Origin of the sequence: Vibrio ezurae NBRC 102218 (assembly GCF_000467185.1) — a bacterium.
GTDB lineage: Bacteria > Pseudomonadota > Gammaproteobacteria > Enterobacterales > Vibrionaceae > Vibrio > Vibrio ezurae.
Map to the genome: position 1 here is coordinate 1 of NZ_BATM01000044.1, position 24,558 is coordinate 24,558.

A 24,558-nucleotide genomic window follows, 5' to 3' on the forward strand; every position below is an offset into this window, starting at 1 on the left:
AAAGTCGATGTAATATCAATACCTATAAATGATTTATTTATAGGTATTATTCCCTACCCTGATCATAATCGTGACTTTGCTTGGATATAAGCGGTAAAAATGGAATGTAACGTTTAATCACGATAAATAGAATGGTGAATAACGACAGCTTTCATTATAACTTGCTGTATTTAAAGTGTTTTATGTTAGGTTTGCCACCGCCACATAGCAGGAGGCACTAATGACATCTCAACACTAAACTCACGTCAATCAAGAGTTTGGTAGCAATCTTGCCAGCTCTTCAATCAATATTTCTTTCATCCATAAATGCGCGGCGCTGCTTGAACACCTTTGATGATGGACAAGGTAGGCAGGCACTGAGAGTGCGTGTTGCTGGTCTAGCTCTTGTGATGGCAAGGAAACAAAATGCTCACCAAAGCCCTGTAGTGCTTGGATGCTGTTAGTACCAAACAATATCGAATCTGATGCCATGAGCACGTCTATTAATATCTGGGTTTGAGAGCTTCTTAAAATAGGGTGGTTGTCATGCATTATTTGTTTGTAGACTTGCAAAATGGGTGCATTGAAAGAGTGCTGCTGATCTTCATCAACCACCATACCAATCATAGGAAAGTTAAGAGTGTCTTTTAACGCGACGTCTTTAGCACTGCTTAAAGGGTGAGAGGATCGCACGAACAATTGAGGTCGTAGTAGCCCAAGATGTTTTGACGCATATTTTTCATTTGGTGGTTGGGTAAAGTGCAGCGCAAAATCGATATGGCCTTGGTCAATGGCAGGATAGGGATTTGCTTTGGCAGAATGCTCTGTAATCGTCACTCTAGGAGCTATTTTTTGCAGTCGCAATATGAGCTTTGGAAATAGTGCACTGGATAAAAATGCAGGCATAGAGATTGCGAAGCGATTGTCTGACGTAGAGGGATCAAACGCTTCTTGGCCGAACACTTGTTGCAGTTGCGGGAGTAACACCAGTAACTGTTTTTCTATTTGCAGTGCTTTTTCTGTAGGCACTAAGCCTGTTGATACGCGGGTAAACAAAGGGTCATTAAAGGTGTCTCGTAAGCGTGCTAGCGCTCTGCTGACCGCGGATTGAGAGACAAACAATACTTGAGATGCCCGCGAGACGTTCCTTTCTCTTAATAGCACATCCATTGTCACTAAAAGATTCAGGTCCACTCTGGCTAATGTTGGGTTCATCAATGCCGCCCTATTATTCGTTTCACTCATAATTAATTATAAATATAAGTCGTTAGACGCAAATAGAGCAAGTGCCTATTCTGAATAGCAACAGAAGATACTCAGTTTAACGACAGGCGGATACATGAAAAAAACACTACTTACGACCATCATTGCTCTTGGCTTAGTCAGTACAGCAAGTGCTGCAACTTATAAGGCTGATGTGCCAGCTTCAATCATCACTCCGAATCAAGTCGAGTCTAAATATCTTGGCGAGCTTGCATATACCGATGGTGCCCCTTCTCTGGAAACGCACCGCAAAGCGAGTGATTTTGTGGACACGGCAGATGCAGTACGTGTGTTTCTTTCGGGTATCCCAGTTGCATCTATTCAGGGGTTATTGGCAGGTCATCAGAGCATAGGAATGGAGGCAAACCGAACTATTGGTATTTCTGAACAGTTATTGGACGCAAAAAGTATCTGGTTAACCGCCAATACGACAACCCCTTATGTATCGGGTGAAATTGACCTAAAAGAAGGGCCTGTGGTTCTTGAAGTGGGCACTCCTGTGCTGGGGTTAGTGGATAATGCGGCCTTTAAATTTGTTTCTCGCGTTGGTGCGACTCATCCGCAAGATCAAGGGAAAGGTGGGAAATATTTCTTCTATCATTCTTCGTATCAGGGGGAGCTACCGAAGGGGTATATTCACGTTAAATCAGATGGTTATCGTCACTGGTTATTATTGCGAGTCATCACTGCGCCGCAAACAATGGACAGCGATATCGCTAAGCTGAAAGAGACCATGAAGCTGTACCCTTATGGCAAGCAAGATCGTACCAACTTTAAAAACTTTTCGGGTGTTAAATACAATACGGTGCACGCCATGGATGAGTCTTTTTATGCCGAAATTAATGCGTTGATTCAGTATGAACCATCGTCAGTGTTTGATGCTGAATGGCTATCTATGGCAAAACGTTTAGGCATTGAAAAAGGCAAACCTTTTGCGCCTGATGCACGTATGCAGGGCATTTTCAAAGAAGCGGCAAAGATTGCGACTGCGGAAGCTCGTAGTTATTACTTCCATCCAGATGAGTCGGTAACTCGATACTCAGACAGAAAATGGTTTACGCCATTGGTGAATGGGCATGAATTTATCGACAACGACAATGGCGTAGTTAACGCCGATGATCGCGCGCTGTTCCACTTTATGGCAACAGGGATCACCCCAGATATGGTGACAAAAACTGAAGGTCAAGGCTCGGATTATCTTCTGGCGACGAGAGACCAAGACGATAAGCTGCTTGATGGGTCAAAGCATTATACGGTCACGCTACCTGCGGGTGTGCCAGTGACTAAGTTCTGGTCATTTATGGTGTACGATAATCAAACCCGCTCTATGTTAGAGACCGACCAAAAAGGGGCTGGGGTCGATGGATTAAGCAAAGGTGTGAAGAAAAACGCGGACGGCTCAACTACGATTCATTTTGCGCCCAAAGCTCCACAAGGCGCTGAAGGCAATTGGGTGCAAACGGTGGATGGCAAAGGTTATAACGTGATTTTCCGTGTTTATGGTCCGACACAAGACTGGTTTGATGGCTCGTGGAAGCCAAGTGATTTTAAAGCGGTGAGATAACGCAATACATCCCAAAATAGCGGGATAGTGTTAGCCATCATGGATGAGAATTAAGGCCTGACTTTTAATGTATAAGAGTCAGGCCTTTTTATTATCGCCTCTTTTTAGCTGGCGCTAAGTAGTGGTTTTACTGAGGAGGTTTCCTTACCCAGCTCCATAACCCGCTCAAAAAGCCCGGTTAGATGGCTTTGGTGACTGACCATAATAATGGTGCTGTGTGGCAGCTCAGTACGCAACTGCTCAATCAGGGCATAGGCACTTGGTTCATCTAAACTACTTGTTGCCTCATCAAGAATCAGTAGCTGAGGTTTTTGCACCAATGCGCGTGCTAGCGCCACCTTTTGCTGCTCTCCGCCTGAAAGCTTCATTTGCCATTCAGCTTCATCGTCTAACTGCTGCGCAAGTGAGCTAAGCCCAACCTGCTCTAGTGCCGTTTGATAGAGTGCGCTGTCTGAGCTCGGTGCTTGCGGGTAGCTTAAACATTCACGCAAACTGCTTTTCGGTAGATAAGGCTTTTGTGGCAGTAGCAAAATATTGTGATCATCGGTGCGGAATTGACCTTGGTAAAATGGCCAAATGCCGGCTAATGTGCGCAGCAGTGTGGATTTACCTAAACCACTGGCGCCTTTGATCATCAGTGACTCTCCCGATTTCACTTGCAATGAAATATTCGAAAGTAGAGTTTGACCATTCGGTTTTTGTATCTGCAGTTGTTCGCAAGACACACCATAAGGCGCAGTGGTTGGCTTATCGGTCACCCCTTGGCTCGATGTTGTTGCTGATGCTTGCGCAAGGGCCTCACATTTATCCATGGCCTCAATAAATTGAGTAAGACGAACCACGGTCGCACTCCAGTGGGTTAGATCGTCGTAACGGAAGATAAACCAGCTTAGAGAGCTGTAGACTCGCATAAATGCCATACGTACTTGGAACAGACCACCTACGGTAATCACTCCTGCCATTAAGGCTGGAATGGCGGCAAAATAAGGCACCATAGCCGCAATTTGGTGATAAGTATTGACCACCATACCCAGCTTTTTCTCTCTTCCCATTAACGCTTTCCAGTTGAAGGAAATATCGTCAAAGCTTGAGTCTAATTGCGCTTTTTCACGCTTTTGGCCATGCATTAAGGCAATTTGCTCTGCACTGTCTCGGCTACGCAACAATCGAGCACGAAAGTTTGCTTCACGCTTTTGCTGTTGGTAGTAGAGCTTATGCAGCTTATGACCAAAGAAGTGAGTCACTCCCGCGCCGACAATAGAGTAAATCAGCGCAAGCCACAGTAAGTAGCCTGATATTTTTATGTCATCAAACAAAGGCAGCAGGAAATCGCTAGAAAGCCCCCATAAGATAACGCTAAACGCTGACAGCGTCGCGACACTTTGAATCAATCCTAAAATCAGAGTTAAAGTATCGGTCGTGAGTAACTTTATGTCTTCTGCAATACGTTGATCAGGGTTATCCGGCTCTTCGGTAAGCGTGAGTCGATAGAAGTTTTGGTTGCTGAGCCAACGGCCGACAAGACGTTCGGTTAGCCAAGTACGCCAGCGTATCTCTACCCATTGTTGTAGCCATTTTGCATACACTTTCATTACGACGATAATGGCGACAAAGCCAATAAATTTGAGCAGTAGGTCGTAGATAAGCGGGCCGTCTAATGCGGCGAGTGCATCAAAAAACTCTTTGTTCCAAACATTCAATTCTACCATTACTTGCACAAGCAGTAAGGAGAGAGCCACGGTGGCAGCAAATAACAACCACGAGATGAGGCTGGCTTTACTGGACCAATAAGGCTTTGCTATCGCATAAAATTGTTTAAGGATTAACATAGATCCCCTAATAAGACGAAAGTACATACTGCCATTGGGCAGTATGTACTGTTGTTAAGGTTGAAAATGATTAATTTTCTGCTTTCTCGGCAGGCATTAAGCTGGCATCAATCCAATTATTGGTGGTTAATATTTGCTTGGCCAAAGTGTCAATTTGAGCGGGAGTCACACTGTCTACCCAAGCTAAATAGTCATCGATGACGGTGAAACTGTCCCCATATTGCGCAACATCATTGAGATAATTTAGACGCTGACGATCAGAGATATTGTCCGGGGCTAAGGCATTTTTGGTTTGAACAATGATTTCTGAAAGCTCTTTTTGGGTTACGCCTTGTGCTACGACTTTGTCCAGTATCGCCATTGCTTTGGTTTTAAGCTCTTCGCCACGTAGCGGGTCGTGCCCATAACTGAGCATGCCAAAGGCTTGGTTGCGATCTCGGTCCATTCGGATGGCAAAGCGTGCCGAATAGACGCCGCCAGATTCTTCACGCAGTGTTTCACGTAAACGGTTCGATATGATGCGACTTAACAGGTACGCCTGGTCGTTGCGCTCTACGCTATACGCCAAGTCCTGATTGAAAATCAAACTGGTGATGGCCATTGGCTCTTCGCCGGCGGCAATTTTGACTTCATGTTTGCCACTGCCTAGTGGTGGGAGCTCAATTTTAGAGTACTCCGCCTCTGTTGATGGCAGAGAGCCAATATAGCGCTGCGCAAGCTCAATGACCTGTTTTGCTTCTGCATTACCGACAACGATCAAGTGATGTTGGTTAGCGTTTGAGAACAAATTATTCCAAGTATTGAGCAGGTCTTTGGCTTCTATCTTGTCCAGTTGTTGCTTGGTAATACGCAAGCGCTCAGGGTTATTTACGTAGCGGATTTTATCGATTGCTGCATTAAACTGACCATTTGAGCTTGATTTCTGATTCTCAATACCACGCTCCATCAATAGTTTAGTCGCGTGCCAAATCTCATCATCAATTTGTGGTTGAGTGATTTGTAAATAGAGGTTTTGCAACCAATTTTCTAATGACTTCGTGTTTGAAGTTCCAGAAAAACCATGCACGCTTTGGTTGATATAGCTACTCATACGATTTGAATAAGGCGCATTCAACATCACCAATTGGTCGCTGCTAAAATCGCCATAGCCAAACTTACTCATTTGACGTAATAGCAGGGCAATTGAACGTTGGTCAGCCGGTAGGTGTTGACTGCCACCCCAACCACGATAATCCAAGCGTAACTCGTGACTGGTTTCATCACTGTATTCAAACCAAACTTGCGTGCCGTTTTCCAGAGTCCACACCTTCACGCCTTCTTGCTCTTTAAAAGAGACAACCTTTGCTTTTTCAGGCACGTCAGAGAGCAGTTGTTTGCTCACGGTAACGGGCTTGATGGCCGCTGGTGGGTTTGCCTTGGCATGTTCCCATGCTTGCGTTAATTGCGCATCGCTTGGCAATTCGGTTTGGTTTTCCAGTTTGACCTGTGCGATCACGAGTGGGTTTAGTGTGTGCACCATGTGTTTTAGGTGCGCATTAATTTCTTCTAGCGTAATGCTATTTGATAGCTTTTCGACCACATGAGCGTACTTATCTGAGTCGACAAGCGGTGATTGTGAGCGCAGGCGGTTAAAGATAGACATCATTTCACGGCGGTTAGTTGTGCTGCGTAGTGAGTCTGCCATTTGCTGGTAACGATTGATCATACTCTGACGTACGGTGGTCAGATCGTCTTGGTCAAAACCATGCTCAGAAAAACGACTGAGTTGCTCAAAGGCTTCTTCAGTACTAGCAAGGTAGTTTTTGCCCGTTAAAATCACCATCAAACGATTGTTACGATAGCCTGCTGCCATAGGACGAGTTGACATCATTATTTTACTGATGTTGTCGCTCTCTACATTGTATTGCTCGCGTAGACGCTTATTAAGTACTTGCATGGTGATATCGTTGACCAGCTTGGTACGTAACTCGGACTCAGTGTGCGGAGTAACTTCATAATCTCTAAAGTTGAAAGAGAGGACTTCTGTCGTAATTTCTTTATCCGCAATGACTTTGAGGTGTAAGGTGTTGTCTAGCGGTACATTTAAGTTATGACGTTTTGGTAACTCTTGTGCAGGTAAAGCGCCAAAGTAGCGATTAAGCATTTTCTCTACTTCGTCTTGGTCGGTTGAGCCGACCACAATTAAGGTCATATTATTAGGGTGGTACCAATCGTGCCAAAATGCCTCGATACGACTGGCATCCACGTGACGCACCAACTCCATGTCACCAATGGGTTCTCTATCTCCAAAGCGACTACCTTCGAGTAGAATCTGGCGGTTTGCTTTGCCTAAGCGCGCCATCATACTCAGAGTATTTCTCCACTCTTCTTCAACAACAGGACGTTCACGTTCCAATTCATCTTGGTCAAACACCAGTGCACTGGCTTGTTGAGAGAGCATATTAAACCCTTCGCTCAACATCTTTTCTGAGTTATTGGGTAGGTGAAGGAAATAAGAGGTGGTGTAGTATTCGGTCATTGCGTTTACATCACGCCCAAATACCATACCTAAGGTTTGTTGGTGTTCAATTAAGGTATTTGCCGGAAATTGCTCCGTACCATTAAACGCCATATGTTCTACTAAATGCGCAATGCCTTTTTGGTCTTCTTCTTCATCTAAAGAGCCGGCATGAATAACAAGTTGTAGGGAGACGCGATCTTTAGGACGGTCATTTTCGACTAAAATATAACGCATGCCGTTGTCGAGTTCGCCTTGAACCATATCTTGGCGTATGGGTAACTGAGGATCGTCAATGTCTATTTTACTGTGCTGGCAGCCTGTTATGGCAATACACGCCGCAATTAAAAAGGGGATAGTTTTCATACGATAGTGGCGCGCAATGCGCGCCAGCTCCTGATTAGTGATAAGAGTGCTCAAAAGAGATGAATATGAATGGCATTGGGGTTAATTACGTAGATTGACGTTTAGCCATATTTGTCGACCTTGGTTGAAAAAATCATCTGGGTTAACAACGCCGTCAACGTAATAACCAGACGTTGAGATAACCTCTTGAGTATTAAGAAGGTTGGTGACACTCAAGCCTAAAATGACATGATTACCAAGCTGGGTTGGGGTCCAGTTAACAGCCATATCCCAAGTGACGTAGTCATCCAGATCTACAGATTTTAATGAGTTGATGTTTTCTTCTTGTCCGTCGATATCAACCTTTACCGAATTAAGGTATACAAGATCTGTTTTGCCTTGCGTATAGTTAATGCGGTTGTTCCAAACTAACCCGGCATCCGCCCAAAACATATTAAGATCTAAGCTACTTTTAAGGGGCTCTTGGTAACCACTGACATTCATCTCACTGTAGCGAACAAGCTCACCATCAATCATTACCCACGTATCTTGGAACCCAACATCTAGGCTGTCACCTTCACCGTACCTACCTTTAATATCTCCGTGTCCACGGCGGTAGTTGTATGCGACTTTCCAGTTTGCGCTGAAGTAACCTCCCGCAAGTTCGTATGGTTTACGAGTGGCAACATCAAGGCTGACAATGTGGTTTTCACTTTCAAGATTGTTGTGAATAGTCGCTGTATTTTGTGTTGCGTCTTCAGAGTAAGTCAGGCCATCTCTTTGCATACGATAGATGTATGTCGTATTGAATGAGAAGTTGTTGATATTGATGTCCCAAGACGCGCTAAGTTCGTCTGCATAAGGCACATCAGCTGAGCTTAGAGATAAGTTATCGTATGTTTGATGTGATGCACATGTGAGATTGCTTGCATCGACATTACTCCAATCACCGTCGTTTGGAGTACAGTTACTCGAGCGAGAGTAATATTGATATTGTTCCGCTTCTAGTGCTAAGCCGAGTAGATTTGAGCTGTAGTAGCGGTTAGCACCTAAGGTAATGCGATTGGTGTTTACAAGATCAAAATCCCAGCTGGTTGTAATACGAGGAGAGAAAACGGTTTTGTTAAATCCGCTCAAATGGTCGACACGACCGCCTAAGTATAATCCCCAACGCTCCCATTGCATTTTGCTATCGGCAAAGAGGCCATATTGCTGAACGTTCACATCATAGTTTCCGGCATGGTAGCGAGTTAAGCTTGAAATACTTGGACTACCTATACCTAAATCAAGATATTGGTATGCCGCAAACTCGTTGGCGCGATCAACGGTACCTTGCTGGTGGCTAGCCTCTACCCCAAAGCTTGGCTGAAACTCAATCGAGCCAAAATAAGTCGGATCAACATAGTAGGCTGATTTAAACTGGTATGAGTCTTGATTTTTCTGAAGGCTACCGTAACTGCCCTGATTATATCTGTCGAATCCTGTAGCAGTGCGTATGATGTTCGTCGAAAAATAGTCGGTGTTAGATTCACGTTCATCATTTAAGCGATCGTATGCCAGGGTATTCTCCCAGTGCCCATTATCGAACATGTAATCCAGTTTAAATGTCGCGCCGATCCCAGCGTGAGACGTGGTTGAATCACTGCCATCTACGACAGCATTATTGTTATTGTGATCGTTTAAAAAGCTGTTTTTATGATGAGCGGTGTAGCGTACGTCACTTGTTGTTTGCCATCGGCCTGATTCCCAGATGTGGGTAATGAAGAGATTGTCCATGGTCTCATCGGTATCTTTGTCATTCGCCAATGGAATGTCCGATGCTTGATGGCTGACGTTAAGCGCGAGCTTTTGATTCTCACTAATTGGTCCTGCAATGTGCAAGGCATGCATGCGCTTTTGGTAGTTAGGCTGATAATAGCCTGAGCCATCAATAGGAGTGCCATAACTATCTTGAAAGTTGCTGCCTACCTTTTGCTTGGCGTTCCAAGAACTGTCATTCATGCGATAGTTGTAATCAATCACAAATTCATCGGTAGGTTTACGCAGACTGGCGTTGACCACACCGCCTGTAAAGCCCCCGTATTCAGCGCCAACGTTATAGTCCAGCACTTCTATGCTATCAATCAGGTTGGTATCAATGAAATAACCAGAGGTATGTCCTGAGCTTAAACTGCCAGGCAAATCGCTTCCGCCACCAAAAGTGGTGCTGTTATTGATGCCTACGCCGTCAATCGTGTATTTCGTTTGATGAGGTCTTGCGCCCGAAAGAGAGATTTCTTCAGGTGTAAGGTCACCACCTTGCATCGAACTTTGTGCGTCATTAATACCCACTCTCGGTTCATGTTTGAGAGCTTCAGAGATCGTAGGATTATCTTTTGGTGATTGCTCTAGTTCTAACCGATCAACGGTCAGCGCCGTTCCAGTGACCACGACAACCTCTTGGTCATTATTATCTTCTGTTGCGGCTGTGTCAGTTTGAGTTTGGGCAGCGGCATATCCGCCATACAAAGCGGCAATTATCCCTATAGTTAATGGGGTTATTTTGTTAGAGCAATCCATAAATCCTACAATATTCATCTTGATAGTGGGGAAATAATGATTGGCGAGATGAGCGGGCATCTTTATATATTTGAACGGTTATGCGAATCATTATCATTAAGATGTGTATCATCCATATTTAAAAATGAAAGACAAGCTTTCATTTATGAAACTAATGATAGGTTCAAATTTTTATTGATATTTATGATGCTTCACGATTTGAGTGGTTAAATTATAGTCTATATAAGTATGAGATCTTATGGTTATTGTCAGTAGCAAGAAGCCCAATAGTACTGTAAGTGATTGATGGTATGGGGATAATTAGATGATGATGTAAGGTAACACTATAGGCTATTGAGAGAGCCTATAGTGTTTAATTTATTCCTTATAGATCGTAAGGAATTTACAAGGATAGCGCATATTTAAAGAAAGGTTTACGGCCCTAAAAGGCGTTAAAGTGATTTATGAATTTGCGCATTGAGTGGAGTAGTGATCATTATTTGTCGATTGAGGCGCTAATACAAAAAGATCGCCTTGCCACATTCGAAAATCAAAACACCATTTGGCAAATTCTTCACGCTTGGGTTTTGCTATTTGCATTTCAACGCAGTGAGCTTGGCAAAATAATTCCCAACTATTTGGCTCCAGAAAGTGTTTAGGATCGGTTTCAGCCAAATACTTTTCAATAAACTGCTTTCGCTTCTTAGCTTCCGCTTGTTGATAATTCGTTAAAAGTGAAAATCGTTTTGACGTTTGAGTCATTGGGTAATTTCGCAAATTAGTGGGTTCTTGACTAGATTAATGTGTTTTGCCTAAAAAGGGCAAATACTACTGGAAAGTAGTGCGTCAGATCGTGATGGAGTAGACACTGAAATGAAGGCAGTTTTCCGCAATTAGGTGCATTTTATTAACATTTTGTAGCATTTAGAGCGGAGAGGTTTTGGTTTACTGGTGCTTAATAAAAGTACAAATATTAACTACGAAGATGCCGATTAAATTTTTTGTTCGTGGGAATTATAATCAATATTAAGCATAAGAATTTATAGTGTGTACGTGCATCGTGTTGTTGAGAGAATGTTTCTATTTGTAATTATCTTAATGGTAAGTATGACAAGCACAGCCGCAACAGGTGGTTAATCTTTACAGTGTAAATTGAGCGAGTATGTAAAATTTAAGAACTTTGATAACTATCTTTTAATTATTCAATATTTCGTTATGTAAATCAGATGTTTACTATACTGAAAATCGCAACGGTTGTAGTTGAACCAAATAGCGTCATTGGAGGAAGTAGATGAGATCAGCGAAAAAGCAGTATGCAGTGATAGGTCTGGGAAGATTTGGCTTGTCGGTTTGTCAGGAGTTAAGCCGAGCAGGTGCACAGGTACTGGCTATTGATGTTGATGAAGAGCGCGTAAAAACGGCCATAGAGTATTCAACAGAAGTGATTGTGGCGAACTGTGCGCAAGAGGAAACGGTCGCAGAACTCAAACTTGAAGAATACGATATGGTGATGATTGCCATCGGCAGTGATATTAACGCCAGTATTTTGACAACCTTAGTCTTAAAAGAAGCGCATTGTAAAACTGTTTGGGTCAAAGCCAATGACCGATTCCACGCGAGAATTTTGCATAAAGTCGGTGCGGATAGAGTCATTATGCCCGAAAGAGAAATGGGCATTCGTATCGCTAACCAGATGATTGATAAACGCGTGAAGGATTTCCATCCTTTAGGCAGTGGTATTGCATTAACTGAAGTGATTGTCAGCGCTAAAATGCTCGGTAAATCATTGGCTGATATGTCATTGTGCCGAGAAGAGGGCGTCAGTGTTATTGCTTTGAAGCGCGGGCCTGAAGTGATTGCCTCACCAAGCTATAAAAAGAGCTTAGAAATTGGGGATGTGATTATTATTGTTGGGCCTGAAGTCATACTTGCACAAAAACTACGAACATTATGATACCAAGAATTCACCAGAGTCGAGTATACAGCTTAGGGCCTGAAAGAAAGGGCGGTAAAGGTGGGGAGCCAAGAATCATTGTTCTTAGCTTTTTGTTGATTCTATTTCCGTCAGCGGTACTACTGACACTGCCAATTTTCTCCGTTTCTGGGTTGTCGATGACGGATGCGCTTTTTACCGCAACTTCAGCCATTAGCGTTACGGGGCTAGGCGTAGTAGATACTGGTCAGCACTTTACGCTGAGCGGTCAAATCTTATTGATGATCCTTATGCAGATAGGTGGATTAGGTCAGATGACCTTATCCGCCGTTCTTCTCTATATGTTTGGTGTACGTTTGTCATTGCAGCAGCAAGCGTTAGCAAAGGAAGCATTAGGGCAAGATCGCCGCATTAATTTGCATCGACTAGTCAAAAAAATCATCATTTTTGCCCTAGTGGCAGAGTTTGTCGGGTTTTTAATTCTGAGCTATCGATGGGTCCCTGACATGGGGTGGAGCACGGGTATGTTTTACGCACTGTTCCATTCGATTTCTGCATTTAACAATGCAGGGTTTTCTCTATTCTCAGACAGCTTGGTGGGTTTTGTTGGCGATCCGATAGTGATTAGCTGTCTTGCCGCTTTGTTTATCCTAGGCGGTCTTGGTTTTACTGTTGTGGGCGATCTCTCGGCAAATCTCCATAAAGGCGTACGACACCTACAACTGCATACCAAGATAATGCTACTTGGCACTCCGATCTTACTGATTGTAGGTACGCTCGCCTTCTGGTTGCTTGAGCGACACAACGCCGCCACTTTAGGCAGCTTATCCGCTTCAGACCAATGGTTAGCTGCATTCTTCCAGTCTGCCACAGCGCGTACCGCAGGCTTTAACAGTATTGACCTATCGTCTCTCACCTCTCCTGCCATGTTGTTTATGATGTTACTCATGCTTATTGGCGCCGGTTCAACCTCAACCGGTGGTGGTATTAAAGTATCGACTTTTGTTGTTGCCACCTTGGCAACGTGGAGCTTTTTGAGCCAGAAAAAACATGTGGTGCTGTTTCATCGCACTATTGGCAGTCAAACAGTGACTCGTTCATTAGCCATTATCGTGGTCAGTGGCATCTTGCTGTTCTTCGCGATGTTTGGACTCATGATTACCGAGCAAGCGCCATTTAAAGTGATTATCTTTGAAACCATTTCCGCGTTTGCGACGGTCGGCGTCAGTGCCGGGCTTACCGCTGAACTTTCAGAGCCAGGAAAACTCATTATGATCGTGGTGATGATTATTGGTCGTATTGGGCCTTTGACCTTAGCCTATATGTTGGCGAGACCAGAAAAAACCTTAGTGAGATACCCTGAAGAGCCAGTATTTACAGGTTAACATCATCTACAAAGCTTTTAAGCATACTTATTATGAATGGCTAAGAGAATATCTCGTGTGTCGTTACAGGTAAGTATGCTTTTCTATTTTATATCGGATCGATTTCGCATTGAACCGAAAGTCCATTTCCCATATTTTATACAAGACATTTCATATATCTAAATATTCACGGAAGTCTTCGTGTTTTATTTAAATCTCCCTACCTTTGTTAATGATTTATTATTAATGCTGTTGTGTTATATAGGCTGATATTTTTATGGCGTAACAGTATATTATTAACCTTATTTATATGAATAAACTGATGTAACATAGTGTTTTCAAAATGAGTCAAATATTTGTAAATCAAGTAAAAAATATTGCAGGCATTAAAGTTATTTTTAGTATTGGAGCTACTGTACAACTAAAGTTTACGCTTGCAGTGCCGGTGCCTCTAGCAAAATCTTAATCACTTATGCGAACGAAGCGAATTTATTTTATAAAAATGCACATGGAGTAAAGGAAGTGAAAGCCAATATATTGAAGAGTAAAGTTAACACCAAAACATTAACCTTGGTTTTACTGTCAGTTCTAACGTTAGGTGTCTATAATGCTATGTGGTTATTTAAAAACAATAGTGTGATTGAGGATATATTAGAAGATAAGATCTTCGATTACAAAATTATAATTGTTTTGGCCGCAATGATAGGTTGGTCTTCCTTTCTTTCATCTGAAACTGATTTTTCTACATTGGCCAGTTTGCTAAGTCTGTTATCTGGAATAGTTTATATTGTTTGGGCATTCAAAGCTAAGAAATCAATTCAAAAAATGATGTTAAATGATCATAAAATAGATTACTCAATGAATTCTTTTTACACGTTCTTATTTAATATCTATTATATAAACTTCTGTATCAATGAACTTGAAGAAGAAATTGAAAAATCAAAAGTTCTTTCAGGGGCACAGTAGCATATTCAATATTAATGCTATTGAGTCAGTATTTTATTGAACTTGTTAATAGCCTGACGCCAGTTTGTAGTGGATACCGTTCACTCCAAACTGGCGTCTTTGGTTGTTAGGCACACCTTTTGGTGGGAACCCTCATCATACCACTAACTCTTTTATATACTGCTAATGGTGAACAAGCCCACATTAATATATGATTCGATCTCCTCTTCTTTTTACGGTGTCTATCCCCCTATGCCTGCGTCTTCTTTCTCATCAATCCCGGTAGGGGTTCGATTCATGCTGCTGTCTGCGGTGGGTTTTGCGTTGATGTCTGCCTGCGTGAAGTACATCAGTAATTACGGTATTCCTGTATTTGAAATCGTTGCCGCGAGAGCTTTGGTTTCTTTCGTTATTAGTTATGCTGATGTTAAACGGAAAGGGATTTCGCCATGGGGTAATAATAAGCGATTGCTTTTGTTGCGTGGGGTTGTGGGTACGTCTGCTTTGATGTGTGTCTATTACGCGTTGACCACCTTGCCTCTTGCTGAAGCGACTATTTTGCAATATGTGCATCCAGTGTCGACGGCGTTGCTAGGGCTTTTGTTTTTAAAAGAACGCATTCAAAAATCCACTATGATATGCATTGGGCTTTGCTTGCTGGGGGTGTTTGTGATGGTTCAGCCAAGCTTAGTTGGACGTGTGAGTGATGTGCCGCTATTTAGTATCGGTATTGCTTTGTGTGGCGCTTTTGGCAGTTCAATTGCTTATATTATCGTAAGAAAGCTTAGCCAAACGGAAGATAGCTCCGTCATCATCATGTATTTCCCATTGGTGGCGCTGCCTGTTTCTACGTTATTAATTTGGAATGAATTTGCCTGGCCTAGCGTGTTTATCACGATTATGTTGGTTCTAGTGGGGATTTTTACTCAAATTGGCCAGTACGGTTTGACTAAAGCGATGCAGACTCAAGATGCGGGTAAAGCGTCGGCATACTCTTATATTCAGATTGTGTTCTCGGCCTTGCTTGGCGTATGGATATTCAATGAGCTCCCTTCTATTTGGACTTACTTGGGAGGCGGCTTAATTGTGACTGGTGCGCTTATTAATGTGTTTGGTAAGTCTTTATTGAAAAATACTCGGCGCATTGTTTAATTGTTTAACGGGTTACATTTTCAAAGTAACTTGTTCGGTAATACGACTGAACAGTAAAAAGGCATGCTTTGCATGCCTTTTGTGTTGCTGGACTAGCATGTGATTAATTGATCAAGCCAAAGGCTCTTGGCAAAGCTAAGCTGATTGATGGAATAAAGGTAATCAGCAGTAGGGTGGCAATGAGCACCGCACAGAACGGCAATATAGCTCGAATCACCCCTTCAATTCTCGCACCGCTGACACTGCATCCGACAAACAGCGCGGTTCCCACTGGCGGCGTGGCAATACCAATACATAAATTGAATATCATCATCATTGCGAAGTGGATGGGGTGCATACCCAGTTGCGTGGCAATAGGCATGAATATTGGTGTGAAAATTAACACCGCTGGGGTTAAGTCCATGAACATGCCGACAATCAGCAAGATGATGTTCATCAAGATGAAGATGATGATGGGGTTATCTGAAATAGACAGCATCCACTCGCTGATCATACTTGGCAATCCTGTAAACGCCATCGCCCAAGACATAATGGTGGAAGCGCCAATCAAAAATAGCATGATGCCAGTGATCTCAGCGGTTTCGACACAAATGGTTTTGAGCTCTTTTGTACCTAATGTTCGGTAACACAGTGATAAACCGAACGAATACAGCACCGCTATACAGGCTCCTTCTGTCGCGGTAAAAATGCCGCCGATAATGCCCCCAATCACGACGACGACCAAGCCTAAACTAGGGATTGCGCGCCAAGTGATGATGAGCTTTTCTCGCATAGAGAGCTCAACCGCCGCGCTTCGATAGCCTCGTCTTTTAGCAATAATATAGGCCACGACCATACAGCTTAATCCCATTAAGATTCCCGGCACGTAACCGGCAATAAATAGGGCGGCTATGGATGTGCCTCCACTGACCACAGAAAATACAATCAATGAGTTACTGGGCGGAATCAGCAAGCCAGCAGGGCACGATGCGACGTTTACTGCGGTGGAATACGACTTATCATAACCTTCTTTCTCTAGCTCGGGTTCTAAGGTTTTGCCAACGGCTGCCGCGGCAGCTACAGCCGAACCTGAGACTGAGCCAAACAACATATTAGCTAAAACATTCACGTGTGAAAGTGCACCGGGCAGACGTCCAACAAGTATCTTGGCAAACTGCACCAATCGCGCGGCAATGCCCCCGCGATTCATGATGTTGCCTGCTAAGATAAAGAAGGGGATGGCGAGTAAGCTAAAGCTATCGATACCAGTGACTATTTTTTGACCGGCTGTCATAAAAGCAACATTGGTGGGGAGAATAGAACACATGATCACCAACGAGGACATCGCGATAGCAATCGCAATGGGCACGCTAAATGCGATAAGAAATAAAAATAAGCACAATAGCCAGAAGCCAATTGAAATATCCATATTATTCACCTTCCTGTGCGGGTTGTGCTGGAGCAAACATCTCAAGGGTGCTCAATACGATATAAGTCAGCATGATAATTCCGGATAGAGGCAAAATGAGATAAACGTAGGCCATCGGAATTTGCAACGCGGGTGAAAATTGCGTCATAGTTCGGCTCATCAATAGCATTCCACCTTTTACCATCGCAAGGCTAATGAAAGCCACTGAGATGAGGTTGATTGCGACATGAAAATATTTACGGTGTTTGGCTTTAACAGAACCAATAAAAAGGGTGATCGCAAGATGCCCATTTTTGCCAAATAAGTAACTGGCACCAGCCAGCCCGAACCAAATCATGGTGTAGCGAGCGAGCTCGTCGGTAAATGAGCTTGGATCATTGAGTACATAGCGGCTAAAGACTTGCCAGGTTACGGTGATGACTAGTGTGACAATTGCAACCCCGCAAAATGTCAAAATAGCCTTGTCTAGAAAAGTTTTGAACTGACGTAAAACTGAGAACATCCTTCCTCCACGTCAACAGCTAAAGATTAAGCCCTCCATGAAAGGAGGGCATTGATATGGGTGTGATTACAACGCTTCGATTGCGTCGATGTAGTATTTCAGCGCAGGGTCTTTTTTCGCGCTGTTGATCATAGGAAGTACCTTCTCGCGGAACTTGCTCGTATCAACTTCAATGAAAGTGACGCCAGATTCTTTCGCGACTTTCATATTCTTCTCGTCAGTAGCCGCCCAGATTTTAATTTCCTCTTCCATGGATTCTAGAGCTGCTTCTTTAACGATTTTTTGCTGTTCAGGTTTTAAACTTGCCCACGTAGACTCAGAAATCATGATCAGATCTGGAGTCATCATGTGTTGGTCCATCGCATAGAACTTGGCAACTTCAGAGTGCTTCATTTCAACTAGGCTAGAAATATTGTTTTCAGCGGCATCAATAACGCCTTGTTGAAGTGCAGTGTATACCTCTGTGAAAGGTACTGGTGTTGCTCTTGCACCCAGCAAGCGCACCATTTCCATCATAGTGGGTGATTCTGGTACACGAATTTTAAGACCCGCAAGATCGTCTGGAGAATGAATTGGCTTTGAGCTGTAGAAGCTTCGAGAGCCTGAGTCGTAGAGTGTGATGCCAATGAAGCCTTTGCCTTTGCTGGACATCAGAAGCTTTTCAGCGGCATCACTGCGCATAAAGCTGTGCATGTGATCTGAGCTGCGAAATAGATAAGGAATGGAAATAGCTTTGTAGGTAGGTTCAAATGACTCGGCGAGTGAGCCATTGATTTTAGCCATATCTAGTGCTCCGGTGACCACTTGCTCAGCCTGATCACGTTCTGAACCTAACATGCCATTAGGAAAAATCTTAACGGTGATATCGCCATTTGATTTCTCTTTGACCTTGTCCGCAAAAATAACCATCCCTGCATGGGCTGCACTGTTTAAGTTCATTGCATGGCCAAGAGTGATTGTTTTTGCTTGTGCACCTACGGTGAACAGCACCGATGATGCGATAAGTGTTATGAGAGACTTTTTCATTCCTTATATCCTTTTTTGGGAATTTTATTCAAATATTGGGATTAACCAATAATATGCATTTGCTTGCATCTCGTAGGTAATCTTATATTACAAATAAGCTTCATTTGTGGATCTGACTCTCGCAACGGTTAGATTCTGCTTTTTTGTTTGATTTTTACCGCAACTGATCACAGTTTCATCGTTTGTGTAATGAAATATGACAAGTACTTTGTCGGTTTAAGCAAATCGCGATATTGGCTTTTGTCGTGCTAGAAATAAAAATGCAATGTTGATGCGCAGAGAGCAGGGGCTAGAGTTGAATCTGCCCCTTAATTAGGGAGTTACTGCTGTGGGGTAGTAAAGATAGATGCGCCGCTTGGACAGGTTTTGGTTTGCACTTCCAGCAGGGAAAGCACAGAGCAATAGAAGTTATCTTGTGAAAATGGTCGGTCTTTATTTTTCATAACCTCTTGGGCTTTAAAGGGTGATGAATCACTTAACCACGCGATTGCCGCAACGTGCTTTTGGACTTCTGGCGCAAACGCATAGGGCATACCGTGTAAGTAAATATCATCTTCGCCGAGTGATTCTCCATGATCGCTCATATAGAGTAATGCCGTGCGATAGTGCTTTGAATAGGTGTCTAACCACTCAATGCTTTGGTCTATAAAATGGTCGGTATAGAGTATGGTGTTGTCATACGCATTAATGATCTCTTCACTTGAACATTTGTCGAGCTGATTACTCTTACATACAGGAGTGTAGTGCTCAAACTTGGCCGGATAGCGTTTATAGTACTCTGGACCATGACTGCCCATGGAATGCAATACGATCACGATATCTTGATCAGGGTGTTGGCTAACGTAGTCATCAAGCCCGATAAGCATACCGGTGTCGCGGCATTCAGGGTCGCAGACAGTGTTCGTGTCCGGTGATTTAAATGACTGATACTCCACTCGTTTTGCTACGCCTTTTGAGGTGGAATTATTGTCGCGCCACAGCACTGCGACTTTGTTCATGGAGAGAGTGTCCAGAGCGTTAAGCTTGTCATAGATGGAATCACTACTGAATTGTTTACGTGAATCAGAAGAGAACATACACGGTACAGAGACTGCTGTGGATGTGCCACAACTGGTCATGTTTGAAAAACTGATGACGCCCTTACGTTGAGTCAGTTTAGGGTTTGTTTGTCGTGAATAACCGTTTAAGGAAAAATGGTCTGCTCGTCCTGTTTCACCCACAATGAGTACGATCAGTTGATGCGCGTCTTTTGTGGTATGAACAATTTTGGCATCGGGTGACACATTTTCCATTTCTGCAGCAGGTTTGAGCAAATCACTGTGGTTACCTTTGAAGTATTTCCCTACAGAGTAAATAGGAAACAGTGGTGCACTGTAGTAACGCACGCTTTTGTATTCTCGGAAAAATGAGGCGTAGTTGGCTGAGTAGGCCAACAAAGCGAGCATGATGACCACTATAGCGAGCATGACAGAGATTATTTTGGCTCTTATTTCAATAAATAAGGACTGGTAATGTAAAGAGGCTCTATAAATGAGGACGGCGGGCAAAACTGCAAAGGCTGCCACAACCAATACCAGCTGGGTTGAGAGTAAACCAAAGGCTTCAGCGGTGTCTGTTTGTAGCATATTTTGCAGCATGGTTGTGTCGACCACCACACCGTAGGTCCATGCAAAGTAAGCCGCGCTTGCACCGATGAAAAAGCCTGCAATGAGTATCGCCTTGGTAAAATACCGTCCGGCCAACAGTGAGAAAAACAGCGCATGTACGGCAATTAACAGTATGAGTGCGCTGAGCGCAAATCCGATATTTCCCTCCGATAAGGGAAACGCATCGATAAAGTGTTTAAAAAAGCTTAAATTGAATAAGACTGAAAATAATAGGGAACAGCCCCAGATCAGACGATATTGAGGCGTTATCATCGGTTTGAGTCGTTTCATTACCCCTCCTAAACGGATACTACTTTTCTATTGAAGTATTATGTAATAAGTATAGAAAATGACAAGATTGTACCTAGGGTATGAAAGGGGGAATTAAGATTGAATAAAATGGAAGGAACTTATTTTGTTTTCTAGGAAAACCATAAACAACAATGATTTAGCTATAAATTAATGACACCAAGCAGATCGATATACTGTTTGGTGTCATGCGATTAAGGCATTAAATCACAGTGATTATTGGCCTTCTAGTGGCACCACTAATATGTCGATAGGGGAGTTATGGATGAGATGTTTGGAGTAAGAGATAATAGTGCTCCAAAAATCATGATGGTGACCACAGATTAATAGATCGCATCCGTACTCGGCAATGGTATTTGGCAGTTTATCGCTGAGATCCCCTGTCCCGATTAGGAAGTGTTTTAATGGAAAATCGACATTACCAGTAAGCTGTTGCAATTGTTCGACAGAGGTTCGTTTAATCGGAGGTTCTTGACCATCGGTACAGATATCCACAAGTTCGGTGTATATCTCTCCATGCGACCCATCGATATGGACAAAGGAAACCTCAGCCTCAAATGTTTTTGCTAGAGCAGAAGCTTTCTCGATCAGTACTTTACTGTCGTCAGATAACTCTAGTGCGACAAGAATATGTTTGTAGTTCATAACGTCACCCCTTCGATTAATAACTCTTAAAAACCACTCATCATGCTAATCAAATGATCAGATATTATCGAGTCGCAGTAAGGCTCTAAAGCCGCTACAACGACTCATTAATGACTCGATTGGTATAATAATAGTTATATTTGCCGAGAAAGTGTGCAAGCCAGTTCTCAAATCAGAGACTTAGAACAAAATGAAACATTTATTACTGACAGCTTGCTACGTTACTTACGTAGGGTTTTTGTGTACTCGTTGAAACCAGCCACTATGGCATCAATCACCACTTGTTGTGCATTGGTTTTGCGTGCGCGGTAGCGATACACCAAAGAGATGTCGCGACTAGGGAACTCATAGTCTGTCATCCATTCAATTAACTCACCTTGTTTGATGGCGTTTTCAGCAATATATTCTGACACAAAGGCGAAACCAAAATTGTTTCTTGCCATATTGACCACTGACTCGGCGCTGGTTAGCGAAATTTTAGGGTACAGTTTGACCGTTTCTAACTGGCTGCTTGCCGTATTGTAGCCTGTGATTAATTGATGTTGTAAATGGCCGATGTAATCCAATTCTTTTAGTTGCGCCAGCTTGGTGGGCGGTGTTTGCATAAAGTGAGGGGATGCGACAATTTTTACATTGATCGACATGAGCTTTTTCGCGATGAGATTACTGTCTGGTAGATCTCCCACCAAAATACCAATATCAGCCTCAGAGTCTAATGTAGAAGTGTCTGAAGCTGGGATGAACTTTAATTTTAATTTAGGGTATTTTCTTAAAAGCTCTTCCACTTTGTCTTTAATAAAGTACTGATATACAAAATCAGTACAGTCGATGGAAACTCGACCTGAAATGTCATTTTTGTCGTTATTAATATTATCGATTTCTTCAGCAAGATTGAGAAAGTGCGGCGCGAGACGCTGATAATATTGGGTGCCTGTGCTGGTGGGCGTAAGGGTGGTTTTTGAGCGAATGAATAGGCGGGTATTCACATCTTCTTCTAAGGTAGAAATGCGTCTACTTACGGTTGATAGAGGGATTTCTAGCTCCTCACTTGCGGCTTTCATACTGCCTAATTTAACGACTTGGCAAAAGATATAAAAATTATCGAAGTGTTTAGCCATTTGATTCCTTACACCCTCTTCGAACAGACTGTTTTAACATACAACACAGGTGCTAAAGTTTCGAATGATAATTGAGATATAGGAACAACTAACTGTTTTTTCGGTTGATTTTAATACAATGACTGTTTAGTTATACATGTATATGAGATGAAGCGGTTGAGAGGTGTAGACGTACTGGTTATGGAAACATAACGAGGGGTTAACTGATTAAGTGTACCTTATGCAATAAAAAAGGCTCTAGATACAATATCTAGAGCCTTTCACATTTAGCTTAGCGTATCGAAAGAATTACAGTTCGATAGTCGCTGTTTCGCCATCAACAGTTAGCTCAAGAGTGTTGCCAACTAATTTGTGAGACACTTCAACTTGCTCGCCGTTGTTCTTATTAGGAACAAGTAGAGTTAGGATGTTGTGCTCTTTAGATGGTTTGAATTCCACTTCAACGTGACGGTGGATTTCAAGATCTTTGAATTCGTATGGGTCAACTTCGCCGAAGCCTTCAACATTTTTCACAGAAGTGATGTTGTCTTCAGATTCGTTGATGAAGCGTACGTCTAGATGCGCTTTTTCACCACGGATAGTGAATGATTTCTCAGCCACTTCGTTAGTGTAAGTTGTGTGCATTAGCCAAGTCATGTCTTTCTCTTCAGAAAGAGTCGCTTTGTCTTGAACTACGAATACTTTACCTTGAACGAACCAGACTTTACGCTTGTAAGATTCGATTTCAGGAACGAAGAATTTGTATGATGCTGTTGCATCACCTTCAACCATCTTGATATCAGATTCTGTATCGTAGTCTGTGATGTTACCGCCCGCTTCAATACAGTAGCGATCTTGGTGACCTTCAAACTTAGTATTTTTGTTCTCACCGTACTGACCTTTACCGCCAAATAGAGGAAGGTTTTTAGAGAACGTGTGACGACGCCATTTAGTGTGCATGTCTACACCGAAACCACCGTAGTAGCCAGTGATAGACGCAAGAGTTTCACCAAATGCGTGTAGAGTAAATGCGTTTTGATCACCATGAGAGTGGCTGATTGAGCCAAATGGAGAACATTTGAACACCATGTGAACGTGCTCTTCGCGCTCAGTCATCTTGTTGTGGAATGCAGCCCAACCAGTGATTGGGAATACTTTCAACAATGGATCGTTTGAAGGCGCTTTCTCTTCTGGTGCATCCCAAAGGATGTTGAAACGAAGATCGTCGTAGCCGAAGTCCCACCAACCGAAGTTGTAGAATTTAGTGTGCGCTTCAGTATCACGAGCTTTAAGTTGGTTGTAGTACCAAACGTATTCTGGTTTTTGGTTAACACCTGCGTAGTGCTTGATGTTGTAAGCCAGTTTTAGACCTGGGAAATCACCAATTGAAGACTGGTCACAGAAGCTAGCGCGCTTAGAGTGAACAGGCATGCAGTATAGTGGGAAGTCACCTGTGTTTTCGTAGAATGTTTTGTTGAACATGTCTACGCCACAGTATGCTTTCAATAGGTCGAATGCTTCGCCTAGGAATGCAGTTTGTGTGTTCCAGTAGTCAGGGCCTTCAGCCCAACCGCCGTCTTCACCGCCCCATGGTGGGTAGTGTACTGCGTAGTATTCTAGTGCGTAAGCAATGTATTCGCCTGCTTTAGGGTGATCGTGGTAAAGCGCGATACACGTTGGGATAATAGCAGAAGAAATAGAACGAACACCGTGGCTGTTCAGTGGGTTGTTCAGTAGATCAACCGTCACTTTAAGGTGATGCATGATTTCGTCTAGACGAGTGATCAATGCGTTCTTAACGATTTCACGTTCTTCATCAGTGAAGTGTGCGTTTAGCCAGTCGTAACCCCAAGCCATAGCTGCAATAACACGGAAAGCCGCTTCGTCATTGTAACCACGAGATGTCACGCCATCTGGATCGTATGTAGCAAGTTTAAGAGTCCAAGCTTTTGCTTTTGCAATTAGCGCGTCGTCGTCGTTAACGATACCTGCAATAGATAGGTTACGAGTCGCGTTCATTGCCATTTGGCAATCTACGTACATTTGACGCCAGTAAGGACGCCAAAGAGAAGCTTTACCTACTGTTTCTGGTGGGTATGCCTGAGGCTCATCGTACGGTTCAGTATCATAGAACTTTTCAGTAGAGTTCTTGATGAAGTCATCATACATACAGAAAGAAGGATCGGCTTTTACTTTAGCCTTAAACTCTGCAAGGTCAGCGCCTTGAACTAGAAGACGTGGACGTGCTTCTGAAAGAGTATCCAAAAATGATAGGTCAAAGTCTCTTTTTTGAACTTCGATCGGTAGAAGGTCTACCAAGTTACCTGCTGACGTATCATTCTCTAGCTTCATCTTTCTGATAGCATCAAGCGCTTTGTCGTTGCTCATACGAACTCCCGTGAATAAATCGTAGTGTGGGGGAACAAATAAAAATCTGATAAACCTTATTGTAATACAATTGATTTATAATCTCGACGACCATTTTAACAAATAGTCAGTTTTGTGACCGCCTCCGC

17 protein-coding genes are annotated in these 24,558 nt (G+C 43.0%); 5 read left to right on the forward strand and 12 right to left on the reverse strand.

Annotated features, from left to right (window positions below; genetic code table 11):
• Positions 1-249 precede the first annotated feature (249 nt).
• A complete protein-coding gene (locus VEZ01S_RS12965; RefSeq protein WP_021714500.1) occupies positions 250-1,194 on the reverse strand; it encodes a LysR family transcriptional regulator in 945 nt (314 codons plus the stop codon).
• Positions 1,195-1,318: 124 nt separating this feature from the next.
• On the opposite strand from VEZ01S_RS12965, the gene VEZ01S_RS12970 reads away from it, so the two are divergent.
• Positions 1,319-2,806, forward strand: a complete 1,488-nt coding sequence (locus VEZ01S_RS12970) for a DUF1254 domain-containing protein (protein WP_021714501.1) — start codon at positions 1,319-1,321, stop codon at positions 2,804-2,806.
• Positions 2,807-2,910: 104 nt separating this feature from the next.
• On the opposite strand, the gene VEZ01S_RS12975 is transcribed toward VEZ01S_RS12970, so the two are convergent.
• From VEZ01S_RS12975 to VEZ01S_RS12990, 4 genes are all read right to left on the reverse strand, one after another.
• Positions 2,911-4,635 carry an ABC transporter ATP-binding protein/permease gene (locus tag VEZ01S_RS12975; RefSeq protein WP_021714502.1) on the reverse strand — a complete coding sequence of 575 codons (1,725 nt, stop codon included), beginning with the start codon at positions 4,633-4,635 and terminating at the stop codon, positions 2,911-2,913.
• Between the two features lie 70 nt (positions 4,636-4,705).
• Positions 4,706-7,498 carry a M16 family metallopeptidase gene (locus VEZ01S_RS12980; RefSeq protein ID WP_021714503.1) on the reverse strand — a complete coding sequence of 931 codons (2,793 nt, stop codon included), beginning with the start codon at positions 7,496-7,498 and terminating at the stop codon, positions 4,706-4,708.
• Positions 7,499-7,579: 81 nt separating this feature from the next.
• Complete coding sequence (locus VEZ01S_RS12985) at positions 7,580-10,036, reverse strand: TonB-dependent receptor plug domain-containing protein (protein ID WP_021714504.1); 2,457 nt, start codon at positions 10,034-10,036, stop codon at positions 7,580-7,582.
• 441 nt (positions 10,037-10,477) lie between these two features.
• On the reverse strand, positions 10,478-10,777 hold the full coding sequence (locus VEZ01S_RS12990) for a hypothetical protein (RefSeq protein WP_040890921.1): 300 nt from the start codon (positions 10,775-10,777) through the stop codon (positions 10,478-10,480).
• Between the two features lie 529 nt (positions 10,778-11,306).
• Between VEZ01S_RS12990 and VEZ01S_RS12995 the strand changes: the two genes are divergently transcribed.
• The 4 genes from VEZ01S_RS12995 (at position 11,307) to VEZ01S_RS13010 (ending at position 15,409) form a co-directional block, all read left to right on the forward strand.
• Positions 11,307-11,969, forward strand: coding sequence for a potassium channel family protein (locus VEZ01S_RS12995; protein ID WP_021714506.1), 663 nt, complete (start codon positions 11,307-11,309; stop codon positions 11,967-11,969).
• Entirely contained in the window at positions 11,966-13,333 is a 1,368-nt protein-coding gene (locus tag VEZ01S_RS13000) for a TrkH family potassium uptake protein (protein WP_021714507.1), read from the forward strand. The genes VEZ01S_RS12995 and VEZ01S_RS13000 overlap by 4 nt, the downstream gene beginning before the upstream one ends.
• A gap of 501 nt (positions 13,334-13,834) precedes the next feature.
• Positions 13,835-14,278: a DUF4234 domain-containing protein gene (locus VEZ01S_RS13005; RefSeq protein ID WP_021714508.1), complete on the forward strand. Its 444-nt coding sequence runs from the start codon at positions 13,835-13,837 to the stop codon at positions 14,276-14,278.
• A 231-nt stretch (positions 14,279-14,509) separates the two neighbouring features.
• The gene (locus tag VEZ01S_RS13010) at positions 14,510-15,409 is read left to right on the forward strand and encodes a DMT family transporter (protein WP_174371953.1); all 900 of its coding nucleotides are present in this window, start codon (positions 14,510-14,512) and stop codon (positions 15,407-15,409) included.
• Between the two features lie 103 nt (positions 15,410-15,512).
• On the opposite strand, the gene VEZ01S_RS13015 is transcribed toward VEZ01S_RS13010, so the two are convergent.
• From VEZ01S_RS13015 to VEZ01S_RS13045, 7 genes are all read right to left on the reverse strand, one after another.
• The gene (locus tag VEZ01S_RS13015) at positions 15,513-16,817 is read right to left on the reverse strand and encodes a TRAP transporter large permease (RefSeq protein ID WP_021714510.1); all 1,305 of its coding nucleotides are present in this window, start codon (positions 16,815-16,817) and stop codon (positions 15,513-15,515) included.
• Position 16,818: 1 nt separating this feature from the next.
• On the reverse strand, positions 16,819-17,319 hold the full coding sequence (locus VEZ01S_RS13020) for a TRAP transporter small permease (RefSeq protein WP_021714511.1): 501 nt from the start codon (positions 17,317-17,319) through the stop codon (positions 16,819-16,821).
• Between the two features lie 66 nt (positions 17,320-17,385).
• The gene (locus tag VEZ01S_RS13025) at positions 17,386-18,345 is read right to left on the reverse strand and encodes a TRAP transporter substrate-binding protein (RefSeq protein WP_021714512.1); all 960 of its coding nucleotides are present in this window, start codon (positions 18,343-18,345) and stop codon (positions 17,386-17,388) included.
• Between the two features lie 320 nt (positions 18,346-18,665).
• A complete protein-coding gene (locus VEZ01S_RS13030; RefSeq protein WP_021714513.1) occupies positions 18,666-20,282 on the reverse strand; it encodes a phosphoethanolamine transferase in 1,617 nt (538 codons plus the stop codon).
• 234 nt (positions 20,283-20,516) lie between these two features.
• A complete protein-coding gene (locus VEZ01S_RS13035; protein WP_021714514.1) occupies positions 20,517-20,945 on the reverse strand; it encodes a universal stress protein in 429 nt (142 codons plus the stop codon).
• A gap of 221 nt (positions 20,946-21,166) precedes the next feature.
• On the reverse strand, positions 21,167-22,063 hold the full coding sequence (locus VEZ01S_RS13040; RefSeq protein WP_021714515.1) for a LysR family transcriptional regulator: 897 nt from the start codon (positions 22,061-22,063) through the stop codon (positions 21,167-21,169).
• A gap of 288 nt (positions 22,064-22,351) precedes the next feature.
• Positions 22,352-24,430: a DUF4962 domain-containing protein gene (locus tag VEZ01S_RS13045; protein ID WP_021714516.1), complete on the reverse strand. Its 2,079-nt coding sequence runs from the start codon at positions 24,428-24,430 to the stop codon at positions 22,352-22,354.
• Between the last annotated feature and the right edge of the window lie 128 nt (positions 24,431-24,558).

Coding starts and splice junctions, on each gene's coding strand:
- VEZ01S_RS12965 (WP_021714500.1), bottom strand. CDS start 1,194: ATGAACCCAACATTAGCCAGAGTGGACCTGAATCTTTTAGTGACAATG.
- VEZ01S_RS12970 (WP_021714501.1), top strand. CDS start 1,319: ATGAAAAAAACACTACTTACGACCATCATTGCTCTTGGCTTAGTCAGT.
- VEZ01S_RS12975 (WP_021714502.1), bottom strand. CDS start 4,635: ATGTTAATCCTTAAACAATTTTATGCGATAGCAAAGCCTTATTGGTCC.
- VEZ01S_RS12980 (WP_021714503.1), bottom strand. CDS start 7,498: ATGAAAACTATCCCCTTTTTAATTGCGGCGTGTATTGCCATAACAGGC.
- VEZ01S_RS12985 (WP_021714504.1), bottom strand. CDS start 10,036: ATGGATTGCTCTAACAAAATAACCCCATTAACTATAGGGATAATTGCC.
- VEZ01S_RS12990 (WP_040890921.1), bottom strand. CDS start 10,777: ATGACTCAAACGTCAAAACGATTTTCACTTTTAACGAATTATCAACAA.
- VEZ01S_RS12995 (WP_021714506.1), top strand. CDS start 11,307: ATGAGATCAGCGAAAAAGCAGTATGCAGTGATAGGTCTGGGAAGATTT.
- VEZ01S_RS13000 (WP_021714507.1), top strand. CDS start 11,966: ATGATACCAAGAATTCACCAGAGTCGAGTATACAGCTTAGGGCCTGAA.
- VEZ01S_RS13010 (WP_174371953.1), top strand. CDS start 14,510: ATGCCTGCGTCTTCTTTCTCATCAATCCCGGTAGGGGTTCGATTCATG.
- VEZ01S_RS13015 (WP_021714510.1), bottom strand. CDS start 16,817: ATGGATATTTCAATTGGCTTCTGGCTATTGTGCTTATTTTTATTTCTT.
- VEZ01S_RS13020 (WP_021714511.1), bottom strand. CDS start 17,319: ATGTTCTCAGTTTTACGTCAGTTCAAAACTTTTCTAGACAAGGCTATT.
- VEZ01S_RS13025 (WP_021714512.1), bottom strand. CDS start 18,345: ATGAAAAAGTCTCTCATAACACTTATCGCATCATCGGTGCTGTTCACC.
- VEZ01S_RS13030 (WP_021714513.1), bottom strand. CDS start 20,282: ATGAAACGACTCAAACCGATGATAACGCCTCAATATCGTCTGATCTGG.
- VEZ01S_RS13035 (WP_021714514.1), bottom strand. CDS start 20,945: ATGAACTACAAACATATTCTTGTCGCACTAGAGTTATCTGACGACAGT.
- VEZ01S_RS13040 (WP_021714515.1), bottom strand. CDS start 22,063: ATGGCTAAACACTTCGATAATTTTTATATCTTTTGCCAAGTCGTTAAA.
- VEZ01S_RS13045 (WP_021714516.1), bottom strand. CDS start 24,430: ATGAGCAACGACAAAGCGCTTGATGCTATCAGAAAGATGAAGCTAGAG.